This is a genomic window from Pseudomonas sp. IPO3747, from assembly GCF_013385245.1.
In the GTDB taxonomy this organism is placed as follows: Bacteria; Pseudomonadota; Gammaproteobacteria; order Pseudomonadales; family Pseudomonadaceae; genus Aquipseudomonas; species Aquipseudomonas edaphica.
Window position 1 is genome coordinate 27,497 of sequence record NZ_JACAQL010000019.1, and the last position, 23,597, is coordinate 51,093.

Sequence of the window (23,597 nt, forward strand, 5' to 3'; positions counted from 1 at the left end):
CCTATTCTTGTTGTTTTCAGCTCAGCGGCCAGTGGTGTTGACAGGCTTGGCGAACGGCCTTGGCGCTGCTCAGGTCGAGCAGGCCTTGGCTCAATTGCCGGCATTGCGCCGCGTCCAGGTGGCGAACGCGGTCCTTGATTTCTCCGATTTGCGGCGGGCTTACCGACAGTTCACTCACACCCAGGCCAACCAGCACCGGCGTGGCCAGCGGGTCGGACGCCAGGGCACCGCACACACCCACCCAACGCCCATGCTTGGCGGCACCGGCGCAGGTTTGCGCGATCAAGCGCAGCAGCGCCGGGTGCAAGGCATCCACCCGTGCGGCGAGGCCCGCGTGGTCGCGGTCCATGGCCAGGGTGTACTGGGACAGGTCATTGGTGCCGATGGATAAAAAGTCCGCGTGTTTGGCGAGTTGCTCAGCCATCAGCGCGGCGGCGGGCACTTCGATCATCACGCCCAGTTCCGGACGCTGGGTCAGCTCCAGCTCCGCGCAGAGTTCATCCAGGCGCTGGCGGATCTGCAGCAGTTCATCCACCTCGCTGACCATCGGCAGCAGGATGCGGCAACGCGCCAGCGGAGACACTTGCAGCAGGGCGCGCAGTTGTTGGTCGAGCACGTCCGGGCGTACTTGCGCCAGGCGAATGCCGCGCAAGCCCAGCACCGGGTTGGCCTCAACCGGCAACGGCAGGTAATCGAGCTGTTTGTCGCCGCCCACGTCGATGGTGCGAATGATCACCGACTTGTCACCCATGGCATCCAGCACGGCCTGGTAGGCCTGGCGTTGCTCTTGCTCATCCGGCGCGGTGCGGCGGTCGACAAACAGGAATTCGGTGCGCAGCAAACCCACACCATCGGCGCCGTTCTCAAACGCCACTTTAGCCTCGGCACTGGAGGCAACATTCGCCGCCACTTCAATGCTCACGCCATCGCGGGTTTGCGCCGCTTGTTGGGCTTGGGCCTGTTGTTGCTGACGGCGCAGTTTCTGCGCATCGCGAATCTGGTGCACTTCGGCGTGGCGCGCCTCGCTGGGTGCCAGTTCCAGGCGACCGTTGGCCGCGTCCAGCACCACGCGTTGGCCTTGGGGCACGTCGAGCACTTCGGCGCCCAGCGCGACCACGCACGGCAAGCCTTTGCCTCGGGCCAAAATCGCGACGTGAGACGTAGCGCCGCCTTCGGCCATGCAAATACCCACGGCGTTTTGTGCGCTCAGTTGCAGCAGGTCGGAGGGGGTCAGTTCATGGGCGCTGACAATCGAACCGGCCGGCAATTCGAAGTGCCAGGTTTCGCCCAACAGCGCGCGCAGCACCCGTTGTTGCAGGTCGCGCAGGTCGTTGGCGCGCTCGGCAAATAGCGGTTTGCCCAGGGCCAGCAACACCGCGCATTGCGCCTGGATCGCGTCGCGCCAGGCGTGGGTAGCGGCGCTGCCTTGCTCGATGGCACGGGTGGCGGCATCCAGCAGCGTGGGGTCTTCCAACAGCGCAAGGTGGGCGGCGAAGATGTCTTCTTCTTCGACGTTCTTGCGTTGGCGTGCGTGTGTCAGGGTGCTGCGGATTTCTCCGCGCACTTGCTCCAGCGCGGTGTCCAGGCGTTGCAGTTGTTCGTCGGCGATAGGGTTGCCCGTGTCTTGCGGCAGTTCGATACCGGTGAGGCGAAACAGCGGCCCGCAGACCAGGCCGGGCGCGGCGCACACGCCTTGCAACACACCGGCTTCGGTGTTCGCCCGACGCGGTGCCACGGTCACCGGCGCGTGGTGTTCTTCATTCACGGCAACCGACAGTGCGGCCACCAACGCCTGCAACGCCGCCTCACAATCCTTGCCGCGACAGGTGATGCGCACTTCATCACCTTCACCAATGCCCAACCCCATCAAGCCAATCAGGCTGTCGCACGGCGCCGACTTACCGGCAAAGTGCAACTCTGCATGGCTGCTGAAACCTTGCGCGGTCTTACGCACCAGCGCGGCGGGGCGTGCATGCAAACCGCCACGGTGGGTAATGCGCACGCTGGCGCGCACTTCGGTGACAGAGTTATCCACAGCCGCCTGCAACGGCGCTACCGAACGCGCGGCAATGTGCAGCAACGGCTCACCCACCTTGACGGTTTTTCCTGCAACCGGCCGTAGCTCAAAACCCTCGCCATTGGTCAGGATAATCAGGCTGACCAGGCTTTTGCACTGGCGCGCAATGCGGTCCAGATCAAACTGCACCAGCGCCTGGCCCTGGCTCACCCGTGCGCCATCCTTGACCAGCAGGGCAAAGCCTTCGCCGTTCAATTCCACGGTGTCGATGCCCACATGCATCAACACTTCGGCGCCGTTGTCGGCACGAATCGTCAGTGCATGCCCGGTGCGCGCAACGTGGATGATCACGCCGTCACAGGGCGCGTGCAGGCAGTCGTTCAACGGGTCGATGGCAATACCGTCGCCCATGGCGCCACTGGCGAACACTTCATCGGGAACGTTGCCCAGGCTCAGCACCGGGCCACTGAGTGGGGCGCTTAGGGTCAATTCATTATTGTTGTAGGACATGGGCACGGTACTCATCAGGAAAACGCGACTCAGTGAGTGCGGGTAACTTTGCTCAGGTGGCGCGGCTGGTCCGGGTCCATGCCGCGGGCCTCCGCCAGGCCTGCGGCCATCACGTAGAAGCTTTGGATCGCCAGGATCGGGTCCAGGCTCGGGTGTTCGGCGCGGCTCAGGGTCAGGTCGCGCTCGCTGATATCGTCCGGCGCGGCCAGCAAGACGCGGGCGCCGCGTTGACGCATATCGGCGGCCAGGCTCAACAGCCCGGCTTGCTCGGCGCCGCGTGGGGCGAACACCAGCAGTGGGTAGTTTTCATCGATCAAGGCCATCGGCCCGTGGCGCACTTCGGCGCTGCTGAAGGCTTCGGCCTGGATCGCCGAGGTTTCCTTGAGCTTGAGCGCGGCTTCCTGGGCGATGGCAAAACCGGCGCCACGGCCAATTACAATCAGGCGTTGGCTGCTGCGCAGGGCTTCGATGGCTGGCGTCCAGTCCTGGGTGGCGGCTTCGCGCAAGCCGTCGGGCAAGGCCTGGCAGGCTTGCAGCAGCAACAGGTCCTGGTTCCAGTGGCCGATCAACTGCGCGCTGGCGCTTAAAGTGGCGATAAAGCTTTTGGTCGCGGCGACACTCTGCTCCGGCCCGGCACACAGTGGCACATGGAATTCACACGCGGCTTCCAGTGGTGAGTCTTCGGCGTTGACCATCGAAATGCTCAAGACCCCGCGTTTGCGCAGCAGGCGCAGGCTGTTGACCAAATCCGGGCTTTGCCCCGACTGGGAGAAACCGAACGCCACTTGGCCGCTGACCTTTAACGGCGCTTGCAGCAAGGTCACCACCGACATTGGCAACGACGCCACCGGAATACCCACATGCTGCATGGCCAGATAGGCGAAGTAGCTGGCGGCATGGTCTGAACTGCCACGGGCGATGGTCATCGCCACTTGCGGCGGCTGGCGGCGCAGGCGCCCGGCCACTTCCTCCAGCATCGGGTTGAGGCGCTGCAGTTGGGCCTCCACGGCGTCACAGGAGGCCAGGGCCTCTTCAAGCATTTTTGAAGTCAATGGTTTCTCCTTCGACCATAACGTCGGTGAGTGTCAGGGAGCGGTCCAAGCGCACGCAGTCGGCAAAGCTGCCGGGTTGCAGGCGCCCGCGTTCTTCCAGGCCCAAATAGTCCGCAGGAAACTGCGACAGGCGTTGTGAGGCTTCGCTGATGGGCAGGCCGATTTTCACCAGGTTGCGCAGCGCCTGGTCCATGGTCAGGGTGCTGCCGGCCAGAGTGCCGTCGGCCAGGCGCACGCCGCCCAGGCATTTGGTGACGGTGTGGCTGCCCAGCTTGTATTCGCCGTCGGGCATGCCGGCGGCGGCGGTGGAGTCGGTGACGCAGTACAGGCACGGGATCGAGCGCAGCGCCACGCGCATGGCGCCGGGGTGTACATGCAGCAAATCCGGGATCAATTCGGCGTACTTGGCGTGGGCCAACGCGGCGCCGACGATGCCGGGTTCGCGGTGATGCAGCGGGCTCATGGCGTTATACAAATGCGTGAAGCTGGTGGCGCCGGCGGCGAGGGCAGCGACGCCTTCTTCGTAGCTGCCCAGGGTGTGGCCGATTTGCATGCGCACGCCGCGTTCGCTGAGGGCGCGGATCAAGGCATCGTGGCCGGCAATTTCCGGGGCAATGGTGATCACCCGGATCGGCGCCAGGCGCAGGTAGGCTTCGACTTCGGCCATCAATGCGGTGTGGGCAAAGTTGGGCTGCGCGCCGAGTTTTCCCGGATTGATGTAGGGGCCTTCCAGGTGTACGCCGAGCACCCGTGCGCTGCCTGTAGGGCGCTGCTCGCAGAACGTGCCGAGTTCGCCGAGCACGCGGGAAATTTCATCCACCGGTGCGGTCATGGTGGTAGCCAGCAGCGAGGTCGTACCAAAGCGCACGTGGGTGCGGGTGATGGTCTCGAAGGCGTCGGTGCCTTCCATGATGTCTTTGCCGCCACCGCCGTGAACGTGCAGGTCAATAAAGCCTGGCAGCACGTAGGGCAGGTCATTGTCGTTCGGGTCGCACGGCGTGCCGTCGATGGCGACCACCTTGCCGTGTTCGTGCACCAGGCGGCCGCGAATCCAGCCGCCGGGCGTGAGGATGTTGTCTTCGGACATGGGCAGTTCTCTAAACCCGCAGTTCAGCGGAGTAGTCATTGCGGCGCAGCTCTGCGACGAAGTCGTAGTAGTCGTTGCGGCAGTAGGTGTCGGTGATTTCAATCGGCGTGTTGTCGGCGGTGTAGCCGACTCGGGTCATCAGCAGCATGGCGGTGCCGGGGGCGATGCCGACCAGCTTGGCGAACTCATCGGAGGCATTGATCGCCTGGATATGTTGCAGTGCGCGCACCACCGGTTTGCCGATGCTTTCCAGGTATTCGTACAGCGAATTGCCGATGGCTTGCGGGTTTGGCAGCACGGAGGCGGGCATGGCGGTCATTTCAATTGCCATTACGGTGTCGTCAGCCTTACGCAGGCGTTTGAGCCGCGCCACTTTGTCGGTCGGCGACAGGCCCAGGCGGATCAGTTCTTCGTGGGTCGGCGGGGTGATGTCGCGCTCAAGCCACTGGGACGTTGGCACAAAGCCCTTGAGGCGCAACATCTCGCTGAACCCCGACAGGCGCGACAGCGGCTGCTCCAGACGCGGGGTGATAAAGGTCCCCGAGCCTTGGCTACGGCGAATCAAGCCTTGGGCAAACAGCACTTCCAGGGCTTTGCGCGCGGTGACGCGGGAAATGCTCAGTTGCTCACTCAGGACCCGTTCCGACGGCAACGCCTGTTCGGATTTCCACTCGCCGGCATGGATCGCCGCTTCGAGCTTGCGGGCCAATTGCAGGTACAGCGGCGTGGACTGTTTGTCGTCGGGGCGCAGCGCCAGTATGGGATTCATCTGTCAGGTTTCCGATGCGTTATTGGAATGTTGTCGCCCGGTATTGGCCGGAAATTAATACCACTTAAATACCATGTCAATGCAGCGAAAACAGTGCGGTAGCCTGTTTCAGCGCACATTAAGGGTGCCTGATATCAAGTGGTATTAGAGAGGTCTTGAGTGCGCGCAGAATTGCGCAGCCCGCGCAGTGAACTGGTATTCACCGGCAGGCGCTGCCATGGGCAGGGATTTTTTTTAATTATTTTTGAGTTATTTTACAAACGGTAGGCGATTACGGACGAATCTCGATCAGGGTGCCGTCTTTGACCAGGTTCCAGACTTCGCGCATGTCCACGTTGCGCATGCCGATGCAACCGTCGGTCCAGTCCAGGGTGTGAAACCACTGTTCCGGGTATTCCTCGGTGTCGGGCGTGCCGTGGATCATGATCATGCTGCCCGGTTTCACGCCTTCGCGGCGCGCGCGGGCCGAGTCACTGATATTGGGGTAGGAGATGTGCATGGCCAGGTTGAAGCGGTCGCTGGTCTTGCGCCAGTCGATCCAGTAGAAGCCCTCTGGCGTGCGGCGGTCGCCTTCCATCAGTTTGGTGCCCTTGGGGTTTTTACCGAGCGAGATGCGGTAGGTCTTGAGCGGTTTGCCGTCGTTGATCAATTGCAACTGATGGGCGGACTTGAGCACCAGGATTTTCTCGACCGGTTTGCCGCCGAGGGTTTCCACCGTGGAGGCCGAAGACAGGCTAGCGAACGACAGGCAGATCAGAGCGAGCAACCAACGCATTAAAACGGTTTCCCTTGTAAAAGGTGCTGCCTGGAGTTATTTGGCCGGCCGCGTCATCGGCGGCACCGACTCGCTGCGCACCGGGAACAGCTGTTGCCTGCGGTCAGCGAAGAAGCATTCTAAGGTACGCCCGACCGTGCGGAAAGCCAGCTCGGACCAAGGGATGTCGGCCTCATCAAACAGCTTCACTTCAAGGCTCTCGGGGCCTGCGGCGAAGTCCAGGTCGACCAGTTCGGCGCGGTAGAAGATATGCACCTGGCTGATGTGCGGTACATCGATCAGGGTATAGATGCTCAGGTTGCGCACGCGGGCGCAGGCTTCTTCCAGGGTTTCGCGGGCGGCGGCCTGTTCGACGGTTTCGCCGTTTTCCATAAAGCCTGCGGGCAGGGTCCAGTAACCCAGGCGCGGTTCGATGGCGCGACGGCACAGCAGCACTTTGTCGCCCCACACCGGCACGGTGCCGGCGACGATATTGGGGTTCTGGTAATGAATGGTCGAGCAGTGATCACACACGTAGCGCAGGCGGCCGTCGCCTTCGGGAATGCGTTGGGTAACCGGTTTACCGCACTGGCTGCAGAAATTCATGCTGGGGTTCCTGGAAAGTGCGTCTATCTTGGCGTGGCGGGCAGGGCGCTGCAAGTTGTCGTTTAGCGACACGCCGGTGGTTTTGGGGTTGGGCGCCTGCCTGCTTTGGTGCATGATACAAGGTAGCCAACAGACCGAGATGACTCATGCTGGACGAGCTACTTCGCCGGGTAACCAATCACACCCCCCACACCTTGGAAACTGACGGGCGTTTCCCCGAGGCCGCCGTGTTGGTGCCGATCACCCGCAGCGACGAACCCGAGCTGATCCTGACCCTGCGCGCCAGCGGTCTGTCGACCCACGGTGGCGAAGTGGCGTTTCCTGGCGGGCGGCGCGACCCCGAAGACCCGGACCTGATTTTTACCGCACTGCGCGAAGCCGAAGAGGAAATCGGTCTGCCGCCCGGTCTGGTGGAAGTGGTCGGCCCGTTAAGCCCGTTGATTTCCCTGCATGGCATTCGTGTAACGCCTTACGTCGGTGTGATCCCCGATTACGTCGAATACCTGGCCAACGATGCCGAGATCGCCGCCGTGTTCAGCGTGCCGCTGGAGTTTTTCCGCCAGGACCCGCGCGAACACACCCACCGCATCGATTACCAGGGCCGCAGTTGGTATGTGCCCAGCTACCGATTTGGCGAATACAAGATCTGGGGGTTGACGGCAATCATGATCGTCGAGCTGATCAACCTGCTCTATGACGACGCCCAGATCAGCCTGCACCAGCCGCCTAAAAGCTTTATCAATATCTAAGCCATCGCTTGAATGGCCAGCCGTGAGGACACACCATGAAATACCGCCTGGGCGACGCCCGCGTCGAGACGCACCCGCACAGCTGGGTGGCGCCGAATGCCACGCTGGTCGGCAAGGTCAAGCTGGAAGAGGGCGCCAACGTCTGGTTCAACGCGGTGTTGCGTGGCGATAACGAGCTGATCCTGATCGGCAAGAACAGCAATGTGCAGGACGGCAGCGTGATGCACACCGACATGGGCTACCCGCTGACCCTGGGCACCGGCGTGACCATCGGCCATAACGCCATGCTGCACGGCTGCACCGTCGACGACTACAGCCTGATCGGCATCAACGCGGTGATCCTCAACGGTGCCAGGATCGGCAAACATTGCATCATCGGCGCCAACTCGCTGATTGGCGAAGGCAAGGAAATCCCCGATGGCTCGCTGGTGATGGGGTCGCCGGGCAAGGTGGTACGTGAGCTGACCGAGGCGCAAAAGCGCATGCTCGAAGCCAGCGCCGCGCACTATGTGCATAACGCGCAGCGGTATGCGCGTGACCTGGTTGAGCAGGAACAATGAACCCTGTAGAACGCCCTGTTGCCTCGCCGTGCGTGAGCATTTGCGCGCTGGACGATGACGATATTTGTACCGGCTGCCAGCGTACGGTGGATGAAATTACGCGCTGGAGCCGCATGGACAATGCCGAGCGCCGGGTGGTGCTGGGGTTGTGCCATGAGCGGGCGAAGGCGAGTGGGTTGGTGTGGATGATGCCGGGTAAATCTGGGGCCTGACCTGTTGGAATGCTTCTTTTTGTGGCGAGGGAGCTTGCTCCCGCTGGGCTGCGAAGCAGCCCCACATCAGGCGACTGCATTTCGTCAGTTATACCGCAATCACCTGTTTTAGGGCCGCTTCGCGCCCCAGCGGGAGCAAGCTCCCTCGCCACAGTGATTGTTTGTGCATTAACCTGTGCGGCATTACCCACAGGTCCTCCCCCATGCTCTTCCTGATCGCCTACATCAGCAGCGTCGTGCTGATCAACTTCGCTTTCTCCACCGCCCCGCACCTGGATGTCATCTGGTCCGCCTGGGGTGGCCTGGTGTTTATCCTGCGTGACATGGTGCAAACCCGCTTCGGCCATGGCGCAATCATCGCCATGCTGGCAGCGCTGGTGCTGTCGTATATCACCTCTGACCCGTCCATCGCGCTGGCCAGCGCCACGGCGTTTGCGGTGTCCGAGTGCATCGACTGGCTGGTGTTCAGCATCACCAAGCGCCCGCTGCACGACCGCCTGTGGATAAGTTCGGCGCTGAGCATTCCCCTCGATACCTTTATCTTCTTCGGCTTGATCGGCGCGCTCACACCGGCAGTGGCCGGCACCGCGCTGGTGTCCAAATTTGCCGGGGTCACGGTGGTGTGGCTGATCATGGCCTGGCGTATGCGCAAACGGGCTGTCGCCAACTGAGGCCAATTTTTACAGTTCATGTAAAATGCCGGCCTTTCTCCCCATGATCCGCTCCCCTGAGGACCTGAGATGACCCGAATCGGAACTCCATTGTCGCCAACCGCGACCCGCGTTTTGCTGTGTGGCTGCGGTGAGCTGGGCAAGGAAGTGGTAATCGAACTGCAACGCCTGGGCGTTGAAGTGATTGCCGTGGATCGCTACGCCAACGCGCCGGCCATGCAAGTGGCGCACCGCAGCCACGTGATCAACATGCTCGACGGCGCCGCCCTGCGCGCCGTGATCGAGGCCGAAAAGCCGCACTTCATCGTGCCGGAAATCGAAGCCATCGCCACTGCAACGCTGGTGGAACTGGAAGCCGAAGGCTTTACCGTGATCCCGACCGCGCGTGCCACGTCGCTGACTATGAACCGTGAAGGCATCCGTCGTCTGGCCGCTGAAGAGCTGGACCTGCCGACTTCGCCGTACCACTTCGCCGACACCTTCGAAGACTACAGCAAGGCCGTGCAAGACCTGGGCTTCCCGTGTGTGGTCAAACCGGTGATGAGTTCGTCGGGCAAGGGCCAGAGCCTGCTGCGCGGCGCCGATGATGTACAAAAAGCCTGGGATTACGCCCAGGAAGGCGGGCGTGCCGGCAAAGGCCGCGTGATCATCGAAGGTTTTATCGACTTCGACTACGAAATCACCCTGCTGACCGTGCGTCACATCGGTGGCACCACCTTCTGTGCGCCAGTGGGGCACCGTCAGGAGAAGGGCGATTATCAGGAATCCTGGCAGCCGCAAGCCATGAGCCCGATTGCCCTGGCTGAATCCGAGCGTGTAGCCAAAGCCGTGACCGAGGCGCTGGGTGGCCGCGGTCTGTTTGGCGTGGAGTTGTTCATCAAGGGCGATCAGGTGTGGTTCAGCGAAGTGTCGCCACGCCCGCATGACACCGGTCTGGTGACCCTGATTTCCCAGGACCTGTCGCAGTTTGCGCTGCACGCGCGCGCCATCCTGGGCTTGCCGATTCCGTTGATCCGCCAGTTCGGGCCTTCGGCTTCGGCGGTGATCCTGGTGGAAGGGCAGTCGACTCAGACAGCGTTCGCCAACCTCGGTGCTGCCTTGAGCGAACCGGACACGGCGTTGCGTCTGTTTGGCAAGCCGGAAGTGAATGGCCAGCGCCGCATGGGCGTGGCGTTGGCGCGGGATGAGTCGATTGAGGCTGCCCGAGCTAAAGCGACCCGTGCTTCGAAGGCTGTTGTTGTAGAGCTGTAAACCCAACCCGATCGTTCCCACGTTCTGCGTGGGAATGCAGCCCGGGACGCTCTGCGTCCCAAAGCGTGACGCGGAGCGTCACAAGAGGCATTCCCACGCGGAGCGTGGGAACGATCGGCTTCAGGCGACCTTGTTCAAATCATTATCCCGCGTCTCTTTCAGGCACAGCACAGCAATCAAGCTGAGCAACGCTGCCGCCGACACATACCCGCCGACATAACTCAGCCCACCCATCGCCACCAGCTTGGTTGCGAAAAACGGTGCGGCCGACGCGCCGACAATCCCGCCGAGGTTATACGCCGCCGAAGCGCCGGTATAACGCACGCGGGTCGGAAACAGCTCCGGCAGCATTGCGCCCATCGGGGCAAACGTGATGCCCATCAGGAACAGTTCCAGCGCCAGGAACAACGCCACCGCCCAGGTTGAACCGTGGGTCAGCAGCGGCTCCATGGTGAAACCCGACAAAATCGCCAGCACCGCGCCGACGATCAGCACCGGCTTGCGCCCGTAGCGGTCGCTGGCCATGGCTGCCAGCGGCGTGGCCAGCCCCATGAACAGCACCGCAAAGCACAGTAAACCGAGGAACATCTCACGGCTGTAGCCCAAGGTCGAAACCCCGTAGCTCAAAGAAAATGCGGTGGTGATGTAAAACAGCGCATAGCACACCACCATCGACGCGGCGCCCAGCAGCACCGGCAGCCAATGCTGGCTGAACAGTTCTACCAATGGCACTTTCACCGGCGCCTCTTTGGCCACGGCGTTGGCGAATACCGGGGTTTCGTGCAGCTTGAGCCGCGCATACAGGCCGACCATCACCAGCGCTGCGCTGAGGATGAACGGGATGCGCCAGCCCCAGCTGCGGAACTGCTCGTCGTTGAGGCTCATGGCCAGGATCAGGAACAGGCCATTGGCTGCCAGAAAACCAATTGACGGACCCAGTTGCGGGAACATGCCGAACCAGGCGCGCTTGCCCTTGGGGGCGTTCTCGGTGGCCAGCAGCGCCGCGCCGCCCCATTCGCCGCCAAGGCCCAGGCCCTGGCCGAAGCGCAGCACACACAGCAGGATCGGCGCCCAGGCACCGATGCTGTCATACCCCGGCAGCAAGCCGATCAGGGTGGTACACACGCCCATCAGCAGCAGCGAGGCGACGAGGGTAGATTTGCGCCCGATACGGTCGCCGAAGTGGCCGAACAGCGCCGAGCCCAGCGGGCGGGCAATAAAGGCGATACCGAAGGTCAGGAACGACGCCAGCATCTGCGCGGTGCCGGAGGTCTGTGGGAAGAACACCGGGCCAATCACCAGTGCCGCAGCGGTGGCGTAGATATAGAAATCGTAGAACTCGATGGCAGTGCCGACGATGCTGGCAGTGGCAACCCGTGCGGTCGAGTTGAGCGGGGCGGCGGGTGCGGCCTCGTTGTAGGTGGTGCTCATGGCAGTATCCCTGACGGTCATTGCGCGTTTGGACGCGGATTATTATTGGTCGAACACCCATGGATCAGGGTTGTAGGCGGAGCGGCTCGGGATGGGAGCAAACACCGGTCAGACACGGAAAAGGCGGTGCCTGGACGCGCTGAGTGCGGGTAGCACGCGGTCGGGCGGGGCTTGGGTAAGCCGAGCCGATTATAGGAAGGGGTTTGTAGATCCAACAAGGGGGCGTTGGCAGGCAAATAATCTAAATGTGGGAGCTGGCTTGTGTGGGGATTGGCTTGTGTGGGAGCTGGCTTGCCTGCGATGGCATCACCTCGGTTCAACTGAATGACCGAGGTGCCTGCATCGCAGGCAAGCCAGCTCCCACATTGGATCGAGTGGTGTCAGGGGAAGTTATGCAGCTACCGGCACGCGGCTGGTATGCCAGATCAGCACCTTGCTCACGCGGTTGTCCTCGGTCTCGAGGATTTCCAGGCGGTAGCGGCCGATTTTCAGGCACACCGCGCAGTCGGGAATAGTCTCGAGCGCCTCGGTAACCAGGCCATTGAGGGTCTTGGGGCCGTCACTGGGCAAGTGCCAGCCCAGGCTTTTGTTCAGTTCGCGGATCGAGGCGGCGCCGTCGATGATGTAGCGGCCATCGGCTTGGGCTTCGATGTGCGGGTTATCCACCGCCTGGTCGCTTTCGAATTCGCCGACGATTTCTTCGAGGATATCTTCCAGGGTGACGATGCCCAGCACTTCGCCGTATTCGTCCACCACCATGCCCAGGCGCCGTTGCTGTTTATGGAAGTTCAGCAGCTGCAATTGCAGTGGCGTGCTTTCCGGCACGAAGTAGGGTTCGTGGCAGGCGGCCAGCAAGGCTTCTTTGGTCAGGCTGGCGTCGGGCAGCAAGTGCTGGATCTGGCGAGTGTTGAGCACCGCTTGCACCTGGTTGATGTCGCTGTGAAACACCGGCAGGCGCGTGCGCTGGGACGTGCGCAGTTGCTCGATGATGGCTTCGACCGAGTCATCCAGGTTGATGCCATCCACTTCACTGCGCGGCACCAGGATGTCGTTGACCGTGATGTTGTCCAGGGCGTGGATGCCTGGCAGGCCGGGCGTGCGATTGTCGTTGGCCTCGGGCTCCGGTTCGTCGTCATGCTCGGGCAGCGGCTCGTCGCTCTTTTTCACCACGCCGGATTTGCGCGCGAAGGGGCGTAACAGCAACAGGCTGATGCCGTTGAGCAGCCAGGCCAGTGGATAAAGGATTTTCAGCGGGACGCCCAGCAGCGTATTACCGAAACCCAGCACGGCTTGGGGGTGACGAACGGCCAGCGCACGGGGCAGATAGTCGGCAAGTATCAGCAGGATGGCGCAGGAGATCAGCCAGCCGAGCCACGGGCCGTTTTGCGCCCAGGCATAAATCGCCAGCAACGTGCACAGGATCACCACGGCCGCCCGGCACAGGCTGTTGCACAGGATCAGGCTGTTACGTGGGAAGTTCAGGCGGGCGGCGGCCTTGTCGCCTTGGCGTGTGCCAGGGCGTATGGCCAGCAGGTGTTGCTGTGCGGCTTCGATGGCGGTAAACAGCGCCGCCCATAAGATCAGCAGGGCGATTACCGCGAGCATCGGCCCAAGGGGCAAGTTGTCCATTATTGCTGCCCGTCAGATATGCAGGATGTATTCGCGAACCAGCTTGCTGCCGAAGTAGGCCAGCATCAGCAGGCAGAAACCGGCCAGGGTCCAGCGGATCGCCTTGTGCCCGCGCCAGCCGAGACGGTTCCGCCCCCACAACAGCACGCTGAACACCACCCAGGCCAGGCACGCCAGCAGGGTTTTGTGCACCAGGTGCTGGGCGAACAGGTTCTCGACGAACAGCCAGCCGGAGATCAGTGACAGCGACAGCAGCGTCCAGCCGGCCCAGAGGAAACCAAACAGCAGGCTTTCCATGGTTTGCAGCGGCGGGAAGTTCTTGATCAGCCCGGACGGGTGCTTGTTTTTAAGTTGGTGATCTTGCAGCAGCAGGAGCAAGGCCTGGAACACCGCGATGGTGAACATGCCGTAGGCCAGGATCGACAACAGGATGTGCGCCAGGATGCCCGGCTCTTCGTCGATGACCTGCACGGTGCCTGTTGGCGTGAATTGCGCCAGCAGCACGGTCAGCATTCCCAGCGGGAATAGCAGCACCAACAGGTTTTCGACCGGGATGCGGTAGCAGGCCAGCAAGGTCAGCGCGATAACGGCAGCGGCGATCAGGCTGGCGGCGCTGAAAAAGTCCAGGCCCAAGCCGACCGGCGTCATTAGGTGGGTGAACAGGCTCGCGGCGTGAGCCAGCAGGGCGACGACGCCCAGGCCCACCAGCAGACGTTTGTCCGCTTTAGTGCCTTGGGCCAGACGAGTGCCCTGATAGAGAGTCGCAGCGGCATACAAAAGGGCGGCGGCGAGGCTGGGTAGCAAACTGGGTGACAAGGGGACCATAAATCCTGATAGACAAGCCCGAAAGGCGCTGAGTTTGGCACACACCTGCGCTGCACGAAAGACTCCCGGGCCAGACAGCGCGTGTGCAGCGGCGCAGTCTTCGCTATAATCCGCGACCTGCCCACGCCGCAGGCTTGCTGAGCGCTGTTTTTAATAGCGATTTACCACAGCCTGGGCCGCCATTACCTCGGTCACCACTGCATTTCGATGAATAGGGCCTGAAAGGATCGCGCATGTTTGAAAACTTGACTGACCGTCTCTCGCAGACGCTGCGCCATGTCACCGGCAAGGCCAAGCTGACCGAGGACAATATTAAAGACACCCTGCGTGAAGTGCGCATGGCGTTGCTGGAAGCCGACGTGGCCTTGCCTGTGGTCAAGGACTTCGTCAACTCGGTCAAAGAGCGCGCAGTGGGCACCGAAGTGTCCCGCAGCCTGACGCCGGGCCAGGCATTTGTGAAGGTCGTCCAGGCCGAACTCGAAAGCCTGATGGGCGCAGCCAACGAAGATTTGAACCTCAGCGCCGTGCCACCGGCCGTTGTGCTGATGGCCGGTCTGCAGGGCGCGGGTAAAACCACCACCGCCGGCAAGCTGGCGCGCTTCCTTAAAGAGCGCAAGAAGAAGTCGGTCATGGTGGTATCGGCTGACGTCTACCGTCCGGCCGCGATCAAGCAGCTGGAAATGCTCGCAGGCGAAGTCGGTGTGACCTTCTTCCCGTCCGACCTGAGCCAGAAGCCGGTCGACATTGCCAACGCGGCTATTAAAGAAGCCAAGCTCAAATTCATCGACGTGGTCATCGTCGATACCGCCGGTCGCCTGCACATCGACGAAGAGATGATGGGCGAGATCAAGGCGTTGCATGCCGCGATCAACCCGGTCGAGACGCTGTTCGTGGTCGACGCCATGACCGGCCAGGATGCGGCCAACACCGCCAAGGCTTTCGGCGATGCACTGCCGCTCACCGGCGTGATCCTGACCAAGGTCGACGGTGACGCCCGTGGCGGTGCCGCGCTGTCGGTACGCGCTATCACCGGCAAGCCGATCAAATTCATCGGTATGGGCGAGAAGAGCGATGCGCTCGAGCCGTTCCACCCTGAACGTATCGCCTCGCGCATCCTCGGCATGGGCGACGTGCTCAGCCTGATCGAGCAGGCCGAAGCCACGCTGGACAAAGACAAAGCCGACAAGCTTGCTAAAAAGCTGAAGAAGGGCAAGGGCTTCGACCTCGAAGACTTCCGTGACCAACTGCAACAAATGAAGAACATGGGCGGCCTTGGCGGCCTGATGGACAAGCTGCCGAACATCGGCGGTGTGAACCTGGCGCAAATGGGCAATGCCCAGGGCGCGGCAGAGAAGCAGTTCAAGCAGATGGAAGCCATCATCAACTCCATGACCCCGGCCGAGCGCCGCGACCCTGAGCTGATCAGTGGTTCGCGCAAACGTCGGATCGCCATGGGCTCCGGCACCCAGGTGCAGGACATCGGTCGCTTGATCAAGCAGCACAAGCAGATGCAGAAGATGATGAAGAAATTCTCCGCCAAAGGCGGGATGGCCAAGATGATGCGCGGCATGGGCGGTATGTTGCCCGGCGGCGGCATGCCGAAAATGTAAAAAGTATTCGAGCGCAAGCTTGCTTGCGCTCCGACCCACAGGGACGTGGGATCTCCAGCAAACCCGCGGTTAGCGGGAGCTGACTCGCCGTTTTAACCGACGGCTCTATAGCAGATCTGAGTGGCACGCTGATAGGCGCCAGAAAAAGACATTTGCAAAAGTCCGGATATTCCTTAGAATATGCGGCCTTTCGGGCACCTATGCCCGCTGTGCATTTAGATTTGCAGCACCGACTACAGGAACGATGTTCACATGCTAACAATCCGTCTTGCCCTTGGCGGCTCCAAAAAGCGCCCGTTTTACCACTTGACCGTAACCGACAGCCGCAACCCGCGCGACGGTTCGCACAAGGAACAGGTTGGTTTCTTCAACCCTGTTGCTCGTGGTCAAGAAGTTCGTCTGTCCGTGAACCAAGAGCGCGTAGCCTACTGGCTGAGCGTTGGCGCACAGCCATCCGAGCGCGTTGCAAAACTGTTGAAGGACTCGGCTAAGGCCGCAGCCTGAGCAATATGAACGCGACGCCAGCTGTTGCTGATGATTTGATCGTTATCGGCAAGATTTACTCTGTTCATGGCGTTCGCGGCGAAGTGAAGGTGTATTCCTTTACTGATCCGACTGAAAACCTGTTGCAGTACAAAACCTGGACGCTCAAGCGCGAAGGTAGTGTGAAACAGGTCGAGCTGGTCAGTGGACGCGGGAGCGATAAGTTCCTGGTCGCAAAGCTCAAGGGTCTTGATGACCGTGAAGAAGCTCGTCTTCTGGCCGGTTATGAGATCTGCGTGCCGCGCAACCTGTTCCCTGAATTGACCGACGGCGAGTACTACTGGTACCAGCTGGAAGGTCTGAAGGTTATTGATCAACTGGGGCAATTGCTCGGGAAAATCGATCATCTTCTGGAAACCGGCGCCAATGATGTAATGGTGGTCAAGCCTTGCGCTGGCAGCCTGGATGATCGCGAACGCCTGTTGCCCTATACCGAGCAATGCGTGTTGGCCGTCGACCTGGCCGCGGGCGAGATGAAGGTGGAATGGGATGCGGACTTCTAAGCGTGGCTAATTTGCGCATTGAAGTGATCAGTTTGTTTCCCGAGATGTTTTCCGCCATCAGCGAGTACGGCATCACCAGTCGGGCGGTGAAACAGGGGCTGTTGCAGCTCACCTGTTGGAACCCGCGAGACTACACGACAGATCGACATCACACTGTGGACGATCGCCCATTTGGCGGTGGCCCGGGCATGGTGATGAAGATCAAGCCCCTGGAAGATGCGTTGGTCGAGGCCAAGGCAGCAGCCGGGGAGAAGGCGAAGGTAATTTACCTGTCCCCTCAAGGCCGTCAGCTGAAACAGGCTGGCGTGCGCGAACTGGCGAATGAGGAGGCCTTAATCCTGATTGCCGGTCGCTATGAAGGCATTGACGAGCGTTTTATTGAAGCGCATGTCGATGAAGAGTGGTCGATTGGGGACTATGTCCTGTCTGGCGGCGAGCTGCCGGCGATGGTCCTGATAGATGCGGTTACACGACTGCTGCCTGGAGCTTTAGGGCATGCGGACTCCGCGGAGGAAGATTCCTTCACGGATGGTTTGCTGGATTGCCCGCACTACACCCGACCGGAGGTGTATGCGGATCAGCGTGTTCCCGACGTATTGCTAAGTGGCAATCACGCACACATCCGGCGTTGGCGTTTACAGCAGTCCCTTGGTCGGACCTATGAACGACGCGCCGATCTTCTGGAAAGCCGCTCGCTTTCTGGAGAAGAGAAGAAGCTGCTCGAGGAATACATCCTCGCGCGGGACGATAGTTAACAACGTATCGATGGTAGGTCCATTGACTTACCTTAGGAGCACAGCATGACTAACAAAATCATCCTTGCACTCGAAGCAGAGCAGATGACCAAAGAGATCCCTACCTTTGCCCCGGGCGACACTATTGTCGTTCAGGTGAAAGTGAAGGAAGGCGACCGTTCGCGTCTGCAAGCGTTCGAAGGCGTGGTAATCGCCAAGCGTAACCGTGGTGTGAACAGTGCTTTCACTGTTCGTAAAATCTCCAACGGTGTTGGCGTAGAGCGTACTTTCCAGACCTACAGCCCGCAAATCGACAGCATGGCCGTTAAGCGTCGCGGTGACGTACGTAAAGCCAAGCTGTACTACCTGCGTGACCTGTCCGGTAAAGCAGCTCGCATCAAGGAAAAACTGGCTTAAGTCCAGCTTCCCGATGCAGAAAAAAGCAGCCTACGGGCTGCTTTTTTGTGCCTGAAATTTGTCTGTTTACCGGTATTTGCCCATGACCACCCGCCTCGAAGAAATCCAGCGTCGCACCGACCTGTCCGTCACCCACGTGACCAAAGCCGTGTTCCCGCCGACCACCAACCACCACAACACCCTGTTCGGCGGCACTGCGCTGGCGTGGATGGATGAAGTGTCGTTCATCACCGCCACGCGCTTTTGCCGCTTGCCACTGGTGACCGTGTCCACCGACCGTATCGACTTCAACCACGCGATCCCGGCCGGCTCCATCGTCGAGTTGATCGGCCGCGTAATCAAAGTGGGTAACACCAGCCTCAAGGTCGAGGTTGAAGTATTCGTCGAGAGCATGAGTGCCGATGGCCGTGAAAAGGCGATCCAGGGCGTGTTCAGTTTTGTCGCGATTGATGCTGACAAACGCCCTGTGCCGGTATTGCCTGGTTTTGCCGACTGACTTATTCGGCTGTGTTGTTTTCTGGTTGAATCACGGCCAGCAAGGTCCAGCCAGCTACGGGTTTCAAGCTGCTGTCCGGGGTCACCACGTGTACCCAGCCTGCGGTATCGCGGGCAAACAGCAGCGTCGCGCGGTCACCATGCAGCGCCTGGTACTGTTCCCAGCTGAAGCCTTCGGTCAGGTTGGTGCTATACAGCTCTGCACCTTGGCCCAGCAGGCTCGCAAGTTTGGTGTAGCTCAGGGGTTGGCTGCCCAGCAAATGGCCACGGTGCTCGTGGCTGGCCCGGTGCTTATCGGTGCGACGGCTTTCCTGGCTGCTGGCCAGGGCGAACAGACGATGCCCAAAATCGTGGCGAAAGCGCATGGCGGCCAAAGTGTTCAGTTCGCCCGAAGGTGAGAGCGCCAGCAAATGCCCGAGGCCGACCAGATCCAGATGCGATTCGGCATGCTGTGATGCCGGGTTGCCGAAGTAAGTGGGTAGCCCTTCCATTCGGCTGGCGCGGATGTTTTCCCAGCTGGAGTCGGTCAGCAGCACTCGGCTGCCCAGTTGTTGCAAGGCTTTGCCCAGGATGCGCGCCGGGCCGTTCGCGCCGACGATCAGGAAGCCGCTGGGCGCAGGCTCGGCGACTTTCAGCAGGCGTGCCAGCGGGCGGGCCGTGGCGCTTTGCAGGACAACGGTGCCGATAATCACCGCGAATGTCAGTGGCACCAATAACAGTGCGCCTTCATGACCGGCCTCATCCAGGCGAATGGCGAAAATCGCCGACACGGCTGCGGCCACGATCCCGCGTGGTGCAATCCAGGACAGCAGGGCACGTTCACGCCAGTTCAGGCCGGAACCAAAGGTCGAAAGCGCGACGTTCAAAGGTCGTGCAATAAATTGAATGATCAGTAACAGGATCAGTACGAACGGCCCCAAGGCAATCAGGGCGTTCAGGTCCAGGCGCGCGGCCAGCAGAATGAATAACCCGGAAATCAGCAGGACGCTGAGGTTTTCCTTGAAATGCAGGATGTGGCGTACGTCAACGCCCTTCATATTGGCCATCCACATGCCCATCAGCGTCACGGCCAACAGGCCGGACTCATGCATCACCTCGTTGGAGGCGATGAAGATTCCCAGAACGCCAGCCAGCGTAGCCAGGTTATGCAGGTATTCCGGCAGCCATTGCCGGCGCATGATCTGCCCCAACACCCAACCACCGGCGACGCCGAACAGGCTGCCGCACAGGATCACGCCGCCAAAGGTCAGCAGGCTGTGACTCAAGCCGTCGCCTGACGCGCGAGCGATGATAAAGCTGTAGACCACCACGGCGAGCAACGCACCAATCGGGTCAATGACAATGCCTTCCCAGCGTAAGATATTGGCGATCGAGGCTTTTGGCCGCACGACACGTAACATGGGCACAATCACGGTAGGCCCGGTCACCAGCGTCAAGGTGCCGAAAAGCAGGGCGAGCATCCAGTCAAAACCCAGCAGCCAGTGGGTAGCCAGGGTAATGACGGCCCATGTCGACAGGGCGCCGACCGTGACAAGGCGATGCACGACGCTGCCGATCTCCTTCCATTCCGAAAGGTGCAGCGTGAGGCTGCCTTCAAACAGGATCAGTGCCACGGCCAGGGATACCAATGGCATCAGCAACGGACCGAACATTTCCTGAGGGTTCAGCCAGCCCAGCACCGGCCCTGCCAGGATTCCGCTGACCAGCAGAAACAGAATGGCGGGAAGTTTCAGGCGCCATGCCAGCCATTGGCAGGCCAACGCGGCCACGCCAATGCCACCAAATGCCAGCAGAATCTGTTGTTCGCTCATTGAAGCTTCCTGTTCCTTGAAATAGCGGGCTATGAAAGACTAGTGCCCGTTGTAACAGTTCACTAAATAATTTGCGCAAAGCCCTGTGCTGCGCTGCTTGAGTGCCCATGCCCGCCATTGACCATCCCCTGATCGACCGCTTCCTCGACGCCCTGTGGCTGGAAAAAGGACTGTCGGACAACACCCGCCTGGCTTATCGCAGCGACTTGGCTTTGTTCAATGGCTGGTTGCAGGACAAAAACCTTGAACTGATCAATGCCGGTCGTGAGTTGATCCTCGATCACCTGGCCTGGCGCCTGGAGCAGAATTACAAGCCGCGTTCCACGGCGCGATTTCTCTCGGGCGTACGTGGGTTTTATCGCTATTTGCTGCGGGAAAAGCTGATTGCTGTCGACCCGACCCTACAAATCGACATGCCCCAGCTCGGTAGGCCATTGCCTAAATCCTTGTCGGAAGCTGACGTCGATGCCTTGCTCGCCGCCCCCGATCTGAGCGAAGCCATCGGCCAGCGCGACCGCGCCATGCTTGAGGTCTTGTATGCCTGCGGTTTGCGCGTGACCGAGCTGATCAGCCTGACCCTGGAGCAAGTCAACCTGCGCCAGGGCGTGTTGCGCGTGATGGGCAAAGGCAGCAAGGAGCGGTTGGTGCCGATGGGCGAGGAGGCGATTGTGTGGGTGGAGCGCTATATGCGTGACGCCCGCAATGAGCTGCTTGGTGGGCGACCCAGCGATGTGCTGTTCCCCAGCCTGCGCGGCGAGCAGATGACTCGCCAGACCTTCTGGCACCGTATCAAGCACCAGGCCAAGGTCGCCGGGATCGGCAAGGCGCTGTCGCCGCATACCTTGCGCCATGCATTCGCCACGCATTTGCTCAACCACGGCGCGGATTTGCGCGTGGTGCAAATGCTGCTGGGCCACAGCGACTTGTCCACAACTCAGATCTACACCCATGTGGCACGCGCACGCTTGCAGGAGATGCACGCCAAGCACCACCCACGCGGTTGAAAGCCGCCAATTTATGCCGCCACGGGCTGCCCTGGCGCCCAACTGTGGTAGGCTTTGCCGGTTAGCAAAGGGGACGGCCACTGCCCGCGTTTCCAAGCGGTGTTCCACTGCCGTCCCTGCATCTGCCTTCAGGAGTTCCCATGCGCTTGACCCAGATTATTGCCGCCGCAGCGATTGCGTTGGTTTCCACCTTTGTTGTCGCCGATGACGCCGCCGAACAAACCATTCGCAAGAGTTTGGCGGACCTGAAGCTCGACACCCCGATCGAAAGCATCAGCGCCAGCCCCATGGCCGGCCTGTATGAAGTCAAGCTCAAGGGCAGCCGTGTGCTGTACGCCAGTGCCGATGGCCAGTACATCGTCCAGGGCTACCTGTTCCAGCTTAAAGACGGCAAGCCGGTCAACCTGACCGAGAAGGCCGAGCGCCTGGGCGTGTCCAAGCTGATCAACGGCATTCCGGTGGCTGAGACCGTGGTTTACCCAGCCATTGGCGAGACCAAGACCCACATTACCGTGTTCACCGACACCACGTGCCCGTACTGCCACAAGCTGCACGCCGAAGTGCCTGCGCTGAACAAGGCCGGTATCGAAGTGCGCTACGTCGCGTTCCCGCGCCAGGGCCTGGGTTCGCCGGGTGACGAGCAACTGCAAGCCGTATGGTGTTCGGCCGACAAGAAATCGGCCATGGACAAAATGGTCGATGGCAAGGAAATCAAGGCGGCCAAATGTGCCAACCCGGTTTCCAAGCAGTTCGCCCTCGGCCAGTCGATTGGCGTGAACGGTACACCGGCCATCGTTTTGGCTGACGGCCAAGTGATTCCGGGCTACCAGCCGGCGCCACAAGTTGCCAAACTGGCACTGGGTGCGAAGTAAGCAGTCATCGTCGAGCCTTTGACGATCATGCCCCGTCGAACAGTCGACGGGGCATTAATTGAGAGCCGCAGTTGTGCGGCTGTTTACCACGGCCGACCTTGAGTCGGCCGTTTCATGGGGAGTTCTTCAGTGAAACCGGTCAAAGTAGGCATCTGTGGGTTAGGGACCGTCGGTGGCGGCACCTTGAACGTACTTCAGCGTAATGCTGAAGAAATTTCCCGCCGTGCAGGGCGTGGGATTGAAGTGGCGCAAATTGCCACGCGTACGCCAAAGCCTCAGTTCCAAACGACCGGTATTGCGATTACCAACGATGTCTTCGCCGTGGCCACCAACCCTGAAATCGATATCGTCATCGAGCTGGTTGGCGGTTATACCGTGGCCCGCGAGCTGGTGCTGCTGGCCATCGAAAACGGCAAGCACGTGGTCACCGCCAACAAGGCGCTGATCGCCGTACACGGCAACGAGATCTTCGCCAAGGCGCGTGAAAAGGGTGTGATTGTCGCGTTCGAAGCCGCCGTGGCCGGTGGAATCCCGGTGATCAAGGCGATCCGTGAAGGCCTGTCTGCCAACCGTATCAACTGGGTGGCCGGCATCATCAACGGCACCGGCAACTTCATCCTCACCGAAATGCGCGAGAAAGGCCGCACCTTCGAAGACGTGCTGGCCGAAGCCCAAGCCTTGGGTTACGCCGAAGCCGACCCGACCTTCGACGTAGAAGGCATCGACGCGGCGCACAAGCTGACCATTTTGGCGTCCATCGCCTTTGGTATCCCGCTGCAGTTCGACAAGGCCTACACCGAAGGCATCACTAAGCTGACCACTGCCGACGTGAACTACGCCGAAGCCCTGGGCTACCGCATCAAGCACCTTGGTGTGGCGCGCAGCACCCCGGCTGGTATCGAGTTGCGTGTACACCCGACGCTGATCCCGGCTGACCGCCTGATCGCTAACGTCAATGGCGTGATGAACGCCGTGATGGTCAACGGTGACGCCGCCGGCTCCACCCTGTTCTACGGCGCGGGCGCCGGCATGGAGCCGACCGCTTCGTCGGTGATCGCCGACCTGGTTGACGTGGTTCGCGCCATGACCAGCGACCCGGAAAACCGCGTGCCGCACCTGGCCTTCCAGCCGGATTCGCTGTCGGCCCACCCGATCCTGCCGATCGAAGCCTGCGAAAGCGCTTACTACCTGCGTATCCAGGCCAAGGACCATCCAGGCGTGTTGGCCCAAGTGGCCAGCATCCTCTCGGAGCGCGGCATCAACATCGAGTCGATCATGCAGAAGGAAGTCGAGGAACAAGACGGCCTGGTGCCGATGATCCTGCTGACCCACCGCGTGCTCGAGCAGCACATCAACGATGCCATTGCCGCGCTTGAAGCGTTGCAGGGCGTGGTTGGGCCGGTGGTGCGCATCCGTGTTGAACACCTGAACTAATCGTTTAGCGGCAAGGGCCCCACACGTTCGGCGGCCCTTGTTCAGAATGCT

The 23,597-nt window shown here is 61.0% G+C and carries 24 protein-coding genes; 14 read left to right on the forward strand and 10 right to left on the reverse strand.

Annotated elements, in window-relative coordinates; genetic code table 11:
* Positions 1-16: 16 nt before the first annotated feature.
* From ptsP to HX790_RS21210, 6 genes are all read right to left on the reverse strand, one after another.
* Complete coding sequence (gene ptsP / locus HX790_RS21185) at positions 17-2,527, reverse strand: phosphoenolpyruvate--protein phosphotransferase (protein WP_176992088.1); 2,511 nt, start codon at positions 2,525-2,527, stop codon at positions 17-19.
* Positions 2,528-2,556: 29 nt separating this feature from the next.
* Positions 2,557-3,567 (reverse strand): SIS domain-containing protein, encoded by a 1,011-nt coding sequence (locus HX790_RS21190; RefSeq protein WP_371318506.1) that lies wholly within the window; start codon positions 3,565-3,567, stop codon positions 2,557-2,559.
* Entirely contained in the window at positions 3,560-4,666 is a 1,107-nt protein-coding gene (gene nagA, locus HX790_RS21195; RefSeq protein ID WP_176992090.1) for an N-acetylglucosamine-6-phosphate deacetylase, read from the reverse strand. The genes HX790_RS21190 and nagA overlap by 8 nt, the downstream gene beginning before the upstream one ends.
* Positions 4,667-4,676: 10 nt before the next feature.
* The gene (locus HX790_RS21200) at positions 4,677-5,435 is read right to left on the reverse strand and encodes a GntR family transcriptional regulator (protein WP_099549346.1); all 759 of its coding nucleotides are present in this window, start codon (positions 5,433-5,435) and stop codon (positions 4,677-4,679) included.
* Positions 5,436-5,706: 271 nt separating this feature from the next.
* Positions 5,707-6,210, reverse strand: a complete 504-nt coding sequence (locus tag HX790_RS21205) for a murein L,D-transpeptidase family protein (protein WP_099485500.1) — start codon at positions 6,208-6,210, stop codon at positions 5,707-5,709.
* Between the two features lie 36 nt (positions 6,211-6,246).
* Positions 6,247-6,795 carry an NUDIX hydrolase gene (locus HX790_RS21210; RefSeq protein ID WP_017139715.1) on the reverse strand — a complete coding sequence of 183 codons (549 nt, stop codon included), beginning with the start codon at positions 6,793-6,795 and terminating at the stop codon, positions 6,247-6,249.
* A 146-nt stretch (positions 6,796-6,941) separates the two neighbouring features.
* Here HX790_RS21210 and HX790_RS21215 point away from each other — a divergent pair, with 146 nt between their 5' ends.
* From HX790_RS21215 to purT, 5 genes are all read left to right on the forward strand, one after another.
* Positions 6,942-7,544 (forward strand): CoA pyrophosphatase, encoded by a 603-nt coding sequence (locus tag HX790_RS21215; RefSeq protein ID WP_017139716.1) that lies wholly within the window; start codon positions 6,942-6,944, stop codon positions 7,542-7,544.
* Positions 7,545-7,579: 35 nt separating this feature from the next.
* On the forward strand, positions 7,580-8,104 hold the full coding sequence (locus tag HX790_RS21220; RefSeq protein ID WP_058414816.1) for a gamma carbonic anhydrase family protein: 525 nt from the start codon (positions 7,580-7,582) through the stop codon (positions 8,102-8,104).
* The gene (locus tag HX790_RS21225; RefSeq protein ID WP_090368760.1) at positions 8,101-8,316 is read left to right on the forward strand and encodes a DUF1289 domain-containing protein; all 216 of its coding nucleotides are present in this window, start codon (positions 8,101-8,103) and stop codon (positions 8,314-8,316) included. Before HX790_RS21220 ends, HX790_RS21225 begins: the two co-directional genes overlap by 4 nt.
* Positions 8,317-8,519: 203 nt before the next feature.
* On the forward strand, positions 8,520-8,987 hold the full coding sequence (locus tag HX790_RS21230; RefSeq protein ID WP_056858699.1) for a VUT family protein: 468 nt from the start codon (positions 8,520-8,522) through the stop codon (positions 8,985-8,987).
* 69 nt (positions 8,988-9,056) lie between these two features.
* Positions 9,057-10,238 (forward strand): formate-dependent phosphoribosylglycinamide formyltransferase, encoded by a 1,182-nt coding sequence (purT, locus tag HX790_RS21235; protein WP_138449464.1) that lies wholly within the window; start codon positions 9,057-9,059, stop codon positions 10,236-10,238.
* 120 nt (positions 10,239-10,358) lie between these two features.
* On the opposite strand, the gene HX790_RS21240 is transcribed toward purT, so the two are convergent.
* From HX790_RS21240 to HX790_RS21250, 3 genes are all read right to left on the reverse strand, one after another.
* Complete coding sequence (locus HX790_RS21240; protein WP_176992091.1) at positions 10,359-11,669, reverse strand: MFS transporter; 1,311 nt, start codon at positions 11,667-11,669, stop codon at positions 10,359-10,361.
* A gap of 390 nt (positions 11,670-12,059) precedes the next feature.
* Positions 12,060-13,298 (reverse strand): transporter associated domain-containing protein, encoded by a 1,239-nt coding sequence (locus HX790_RS21245; RefSeq protein ID WP_099549349.1) that lies wholly within the window; start codon positions 13,296-13,298, stop codon positions 12,060-12,062.
* A gap of 12 nt (positions 13,299-13,310) precedes the next feature.
* Positions 13,311-14,123 carry an inner membrane protein YpjD gene (locus HX790_RS21250; RefSeq protein WP_017139723.1) on the reverse strand — a complete coding sequence of 271 codons (813 nt, stop codon included), beginning with the start codon at positions 14,121-14,123 and terminating at the stop codon, positions 13,311-13,313.
* A gap of 233 nt (positions 14,124-14,356) precedes the next feature.
* Here HX790_RS21250 and ffh point away from each other — a divergent pair, with 233 nt between their 5' ends.
* From ffh to HX790_RS21280, 6 genes are all read left to right on the forward strand, one after another.
* Positions 14,357-15,733: a signal recognition particle protein gene (gene ffh, locus HX790_RS21255; protein WP_017139724.1), complete on the forward strand. Its 1,377-nt coding sequence runs from the start codon at positions 14,357-14,359 to the stop codon at positions 15,731-15,733.
* A gap of 252 nt (positions 15,734-15,985) precedes the next feature.
* On the forward strand, positions 15,986-16,237 hold the full coding sequence (gene rpsP / locus HX790_RS21260; protein WP_003175899.1) for a 30S ribosomal protein S16: 252 nt from the start codon (positions 15,986-15,988) through the stop codon (positions 16,235-16,237).
* Positions 16,238-16,242: 5 nt separating this feature from the next.
* On the forward strand, positions 16,243-16,779 hold the full coding sequence (gene rimM / locus HX790_RS21265) for a ribosome maturation factor RimM (RefSeq protein ID WP_003175898.1): 537 nt from the start codon (positions 16,243-16,245) through the stop codon (positions 16,777-16,779).
* A complete protein-coding gene (gene trmD / locus HX790_RS21270; RefSeq protein ID WP_017139725.1) occupies positions 16,761-17,534 on the forward strand; it encodes a tRNA (guanosine(37)-N1)-methyltransferase TrmD in 774 nt (257 codons plus the stop codon). Before rimM ends, trmD begins: the two co-directional genes overlap by 19 nt.
* 45 nt (positions 17,535-17,579) lie before the next feature.
* Positions 17,580-17,930, forward strand: a complete 351-nt coding sequence (rplS, locus tag HX790_RS21275; RefSeq protein WP_003175895.1) for a 50S ribosomal protein L19 — start codon at positions 17,580-17,582, stop codon at positions 17,928-17,930.
* A gap of 82 nt (positions 17,931-18,012) precedes the next feature.
* A complete protein-coding gene (locus tag HX790_RS21280; RefSeq protein ID WP_016977715.1) occupies positions 18,013-18,426 on the forward strand; it encodes an acyl-CoA thioesterase in 414 nt (137 codons plus the stop codon).
* A gap of 1 nt (position 18,427) precedes the next feature.
* On the opposite strand, the gene HX790_RS21285 is transcribed toward HX790_RS21280, so the two are convergent.
* Positions 18,428-20,236 (reverse strand): sodium:proton antiporter, encoded by a 1,809-nt coding sequence (locus HX790_RS21285; RefSeq protein ID WP_099549351.1) that lies wholly within the window; start codon positions 20,234-20,236, stop codon positions 18,428-18,430.
* A 107-nt stretch (positions 20,237-20,343) separates the two neighbouring features.
* On the opposite strand from HX790_RS21285, the gene xerD reads away from it, so the two are divergent.
* From xerD to HX790_RS21300, 3 genes are all read left to right on the forward strand, one after another.
* Complete coding sequence (gene xerD / locus HX790_RS21290; RefSeq protein ID WP_017139727.1) at positions 20,344-21,240, forward strand: site-specific tyrosine recombinase XerD; 897 nt, start codon at positions 20,344-20,346, stop codon at positions 21,238-21,240.
* Between the two features lie 140 nt (positions 21,241-21,380).
* A complete protein-coding gene (locus tag HX790_RS21295) occupies positions 21,381-22,112 on the forward strand; it encodes a thioredoxin fold domain-containing protein (RefSeq protein WP_017139728.1) in 732 nt (243 codons plus the stop codon).
* A 129-nt stretch (positions 22,113-22,241) separates the two neighbouring features.
* On the forward strand, positions 22,242-23,546 hold the full coding sequence (locus tag HX790_RS21300; protein ID WP_017139729.1) for a homoserine dehydrogenase: 1,305 nt from the start codon (positions 22,242-22,244) through the stop codon (positions 23,544-23,546).
* Positions 23,547-23,597: the final 51 nt, after the last annotated feature.

What these genes read in the sequence shown, in the direction of transcription:
- ptsP (WP_176992088.1), bottom strand. Translation starts at nt 2,527, where the DNA reads ATGTCCTACAACAATAATGAATTGACCCTAAGCGCCCCACTCAGTGGC.
- HX790_RS21190 (WP_371318506.1), bottom strand. Translation starts at nt 3,567, where the DNA reads ATGCTTGAAGAGGCCCTGGCCTCCTGTGACGCCGTGGAGGCCCAACTG.
- nagA (WP_176992090.1), bottom strand. Translation starts at nt 4,666, where the DNA reads ATGTCCGAAGACAACATCCTCACGCCCGGCGGCTGGATTCGCGGCCGC.
- HX790_RS21200 (WP_099549346.1), bottom strand. Translation starts at nt 5,435, where the DNA reads ATGAATCCCATACTGGCGCTGCGCCCCGACGACAAACAGTCCACGCCG.
- HX790_RS21205 (WP_099485500.1), bottom strand. Translation starts at nt 6,210, where the DNA reads ATGCGTTGGTTGCTCGCTCTGATCTGCCTGTCGTTCGCTAGCCTGTCT.
- HX790_RS21210 (WP_017139715.1), bottom strand. Translation starts at nt 6,795, where the DNA reads ATGAATTTCTGCAGCCAGTGCGGTAAACCGGTTACCCAACGCATTCCC.
- HX790_RS21215 (WP_017139716.1), top strand. Translation starts at nt 6,942, where the DNA reads ATGCTGGACGAGCTACTTCGCCGGGTAACCAATCACACCCCCCACACC.
- HX790_RS21220 (WP_058414816.1), top strand. Translation starts at nt 7,580, where the DNA reads ATGAAATACCGCCTGGGCGACGCCCGCGTCGAGACGCACCCGCACAGC.
- HX790_RS21225 (WP_090368760.1), top strand. Translation starts at nt 8,101, where the DNA reads ATGAACCCTGTAGAACGCCCTGTTGCCTCGCCGTGCGTGAGCATTTGC.
- HX790_RS21230 (WP_056858699.1), top strand. Translation starts at nt 8,520, where the DNA reads ATGCTCTTCCTGATCGCCTACATCAGCAGCGTCGTGCTGATCAACTTC.
- purT (WP_138449464.1), top strand. Translation starts at nt 9,057, where the DNA reads ATGACCCGAATCGGAACTCCATTGTCGCCAACCGCGACCCGCGTTTTG.
- HX790_RS21240 (WP_176992091.1), bottom strand. Translation starts at nt 11,669, where the DNA reads ATGAGCACCACCTACAACGAGGCCGCACCCGCCGCCCCGCTCAACTCG.
- HX790_RS21245 (WP_099549349.1), bottom strand. Translation starts at nt 13,298, where the DNA reads ATGGACAACTTGCCCCTTGGGCCGATGCTCGCGGTAATCGCCCTGCTG.
- HX790_RS21250 (WP_017139723.1), bottom strand. Translation starts at nt 14,123, where the DNA reads ATGGTCCCCTTGTCACCCAGTTTGCTACCCAGCCTCGCCGCCGCCCTT.
- ffh (WP_017139724.1), top strand. Translation starts at nt 14,357, where the DNA reads ATGTTTGAAAACTTGACTGACCGTCTCTCGCAGACGCTGCGCCATGTC.
- rpsP (WP_003175899.1), top strand. Translation starts at nt 15,986, where the DNA reads ATGCTAACAATCCGTCTTGCCCTTGGCGGCTCCAAAAAGCGCCCGTTT.
- rimM (WP_003175898.1), top strand. Translation starts at nt 16,243, where the DNA reads ATGAACGCGACGCCAGCTGTTGCTGATGATTTGATCGTTATCGGCAAG.
- trmD (WP_017139725.1), top strand. Translation starts at nt 16,761, where the DNA reads ATGGGATGCGGACTTCTAAGCGTGGCTAATTTGCGCATTGAAGTGATC.
- rplS (WP_003175895.1), top strand. Translation starts at nt 17,580, where the DNA reads ATGACTAACAAAATCATCCTTGCACTCGAAGCAGAGCAGATGACCAAA.
- HX790_RS21280 (WP_016977715.1), top strand. Translation starts at nt 18,013, where the DNA reads ATGACCACCCGCCTCGAAGAAATCCAGCGTCGCACCGACCTGTCCGTC.
- HX790_RS21285 (WP_099549351.1), bottom strand. Translation starts at nt 20,236, where the DNA reads ATGAGCGAACAACAGATTCTGCTGGCATTTGGTGGCATTGGCGTGGCC.
- xerD (WP_017139727.1), top strand. Translation starts at nt 20,344, where the DNA reads ATGCCCGCCATTGACCATCCCCTGATCGACCGCTTCCTCGACGCCCTG.
- HX790_RS21295 (WP_017139728.1), top strand. Translation starts at nt 21,381, where the DNA reads ATGCGCTTGACCCAGATTATTGCCGCCGCAGCGATTGCGTTGGTTTCC.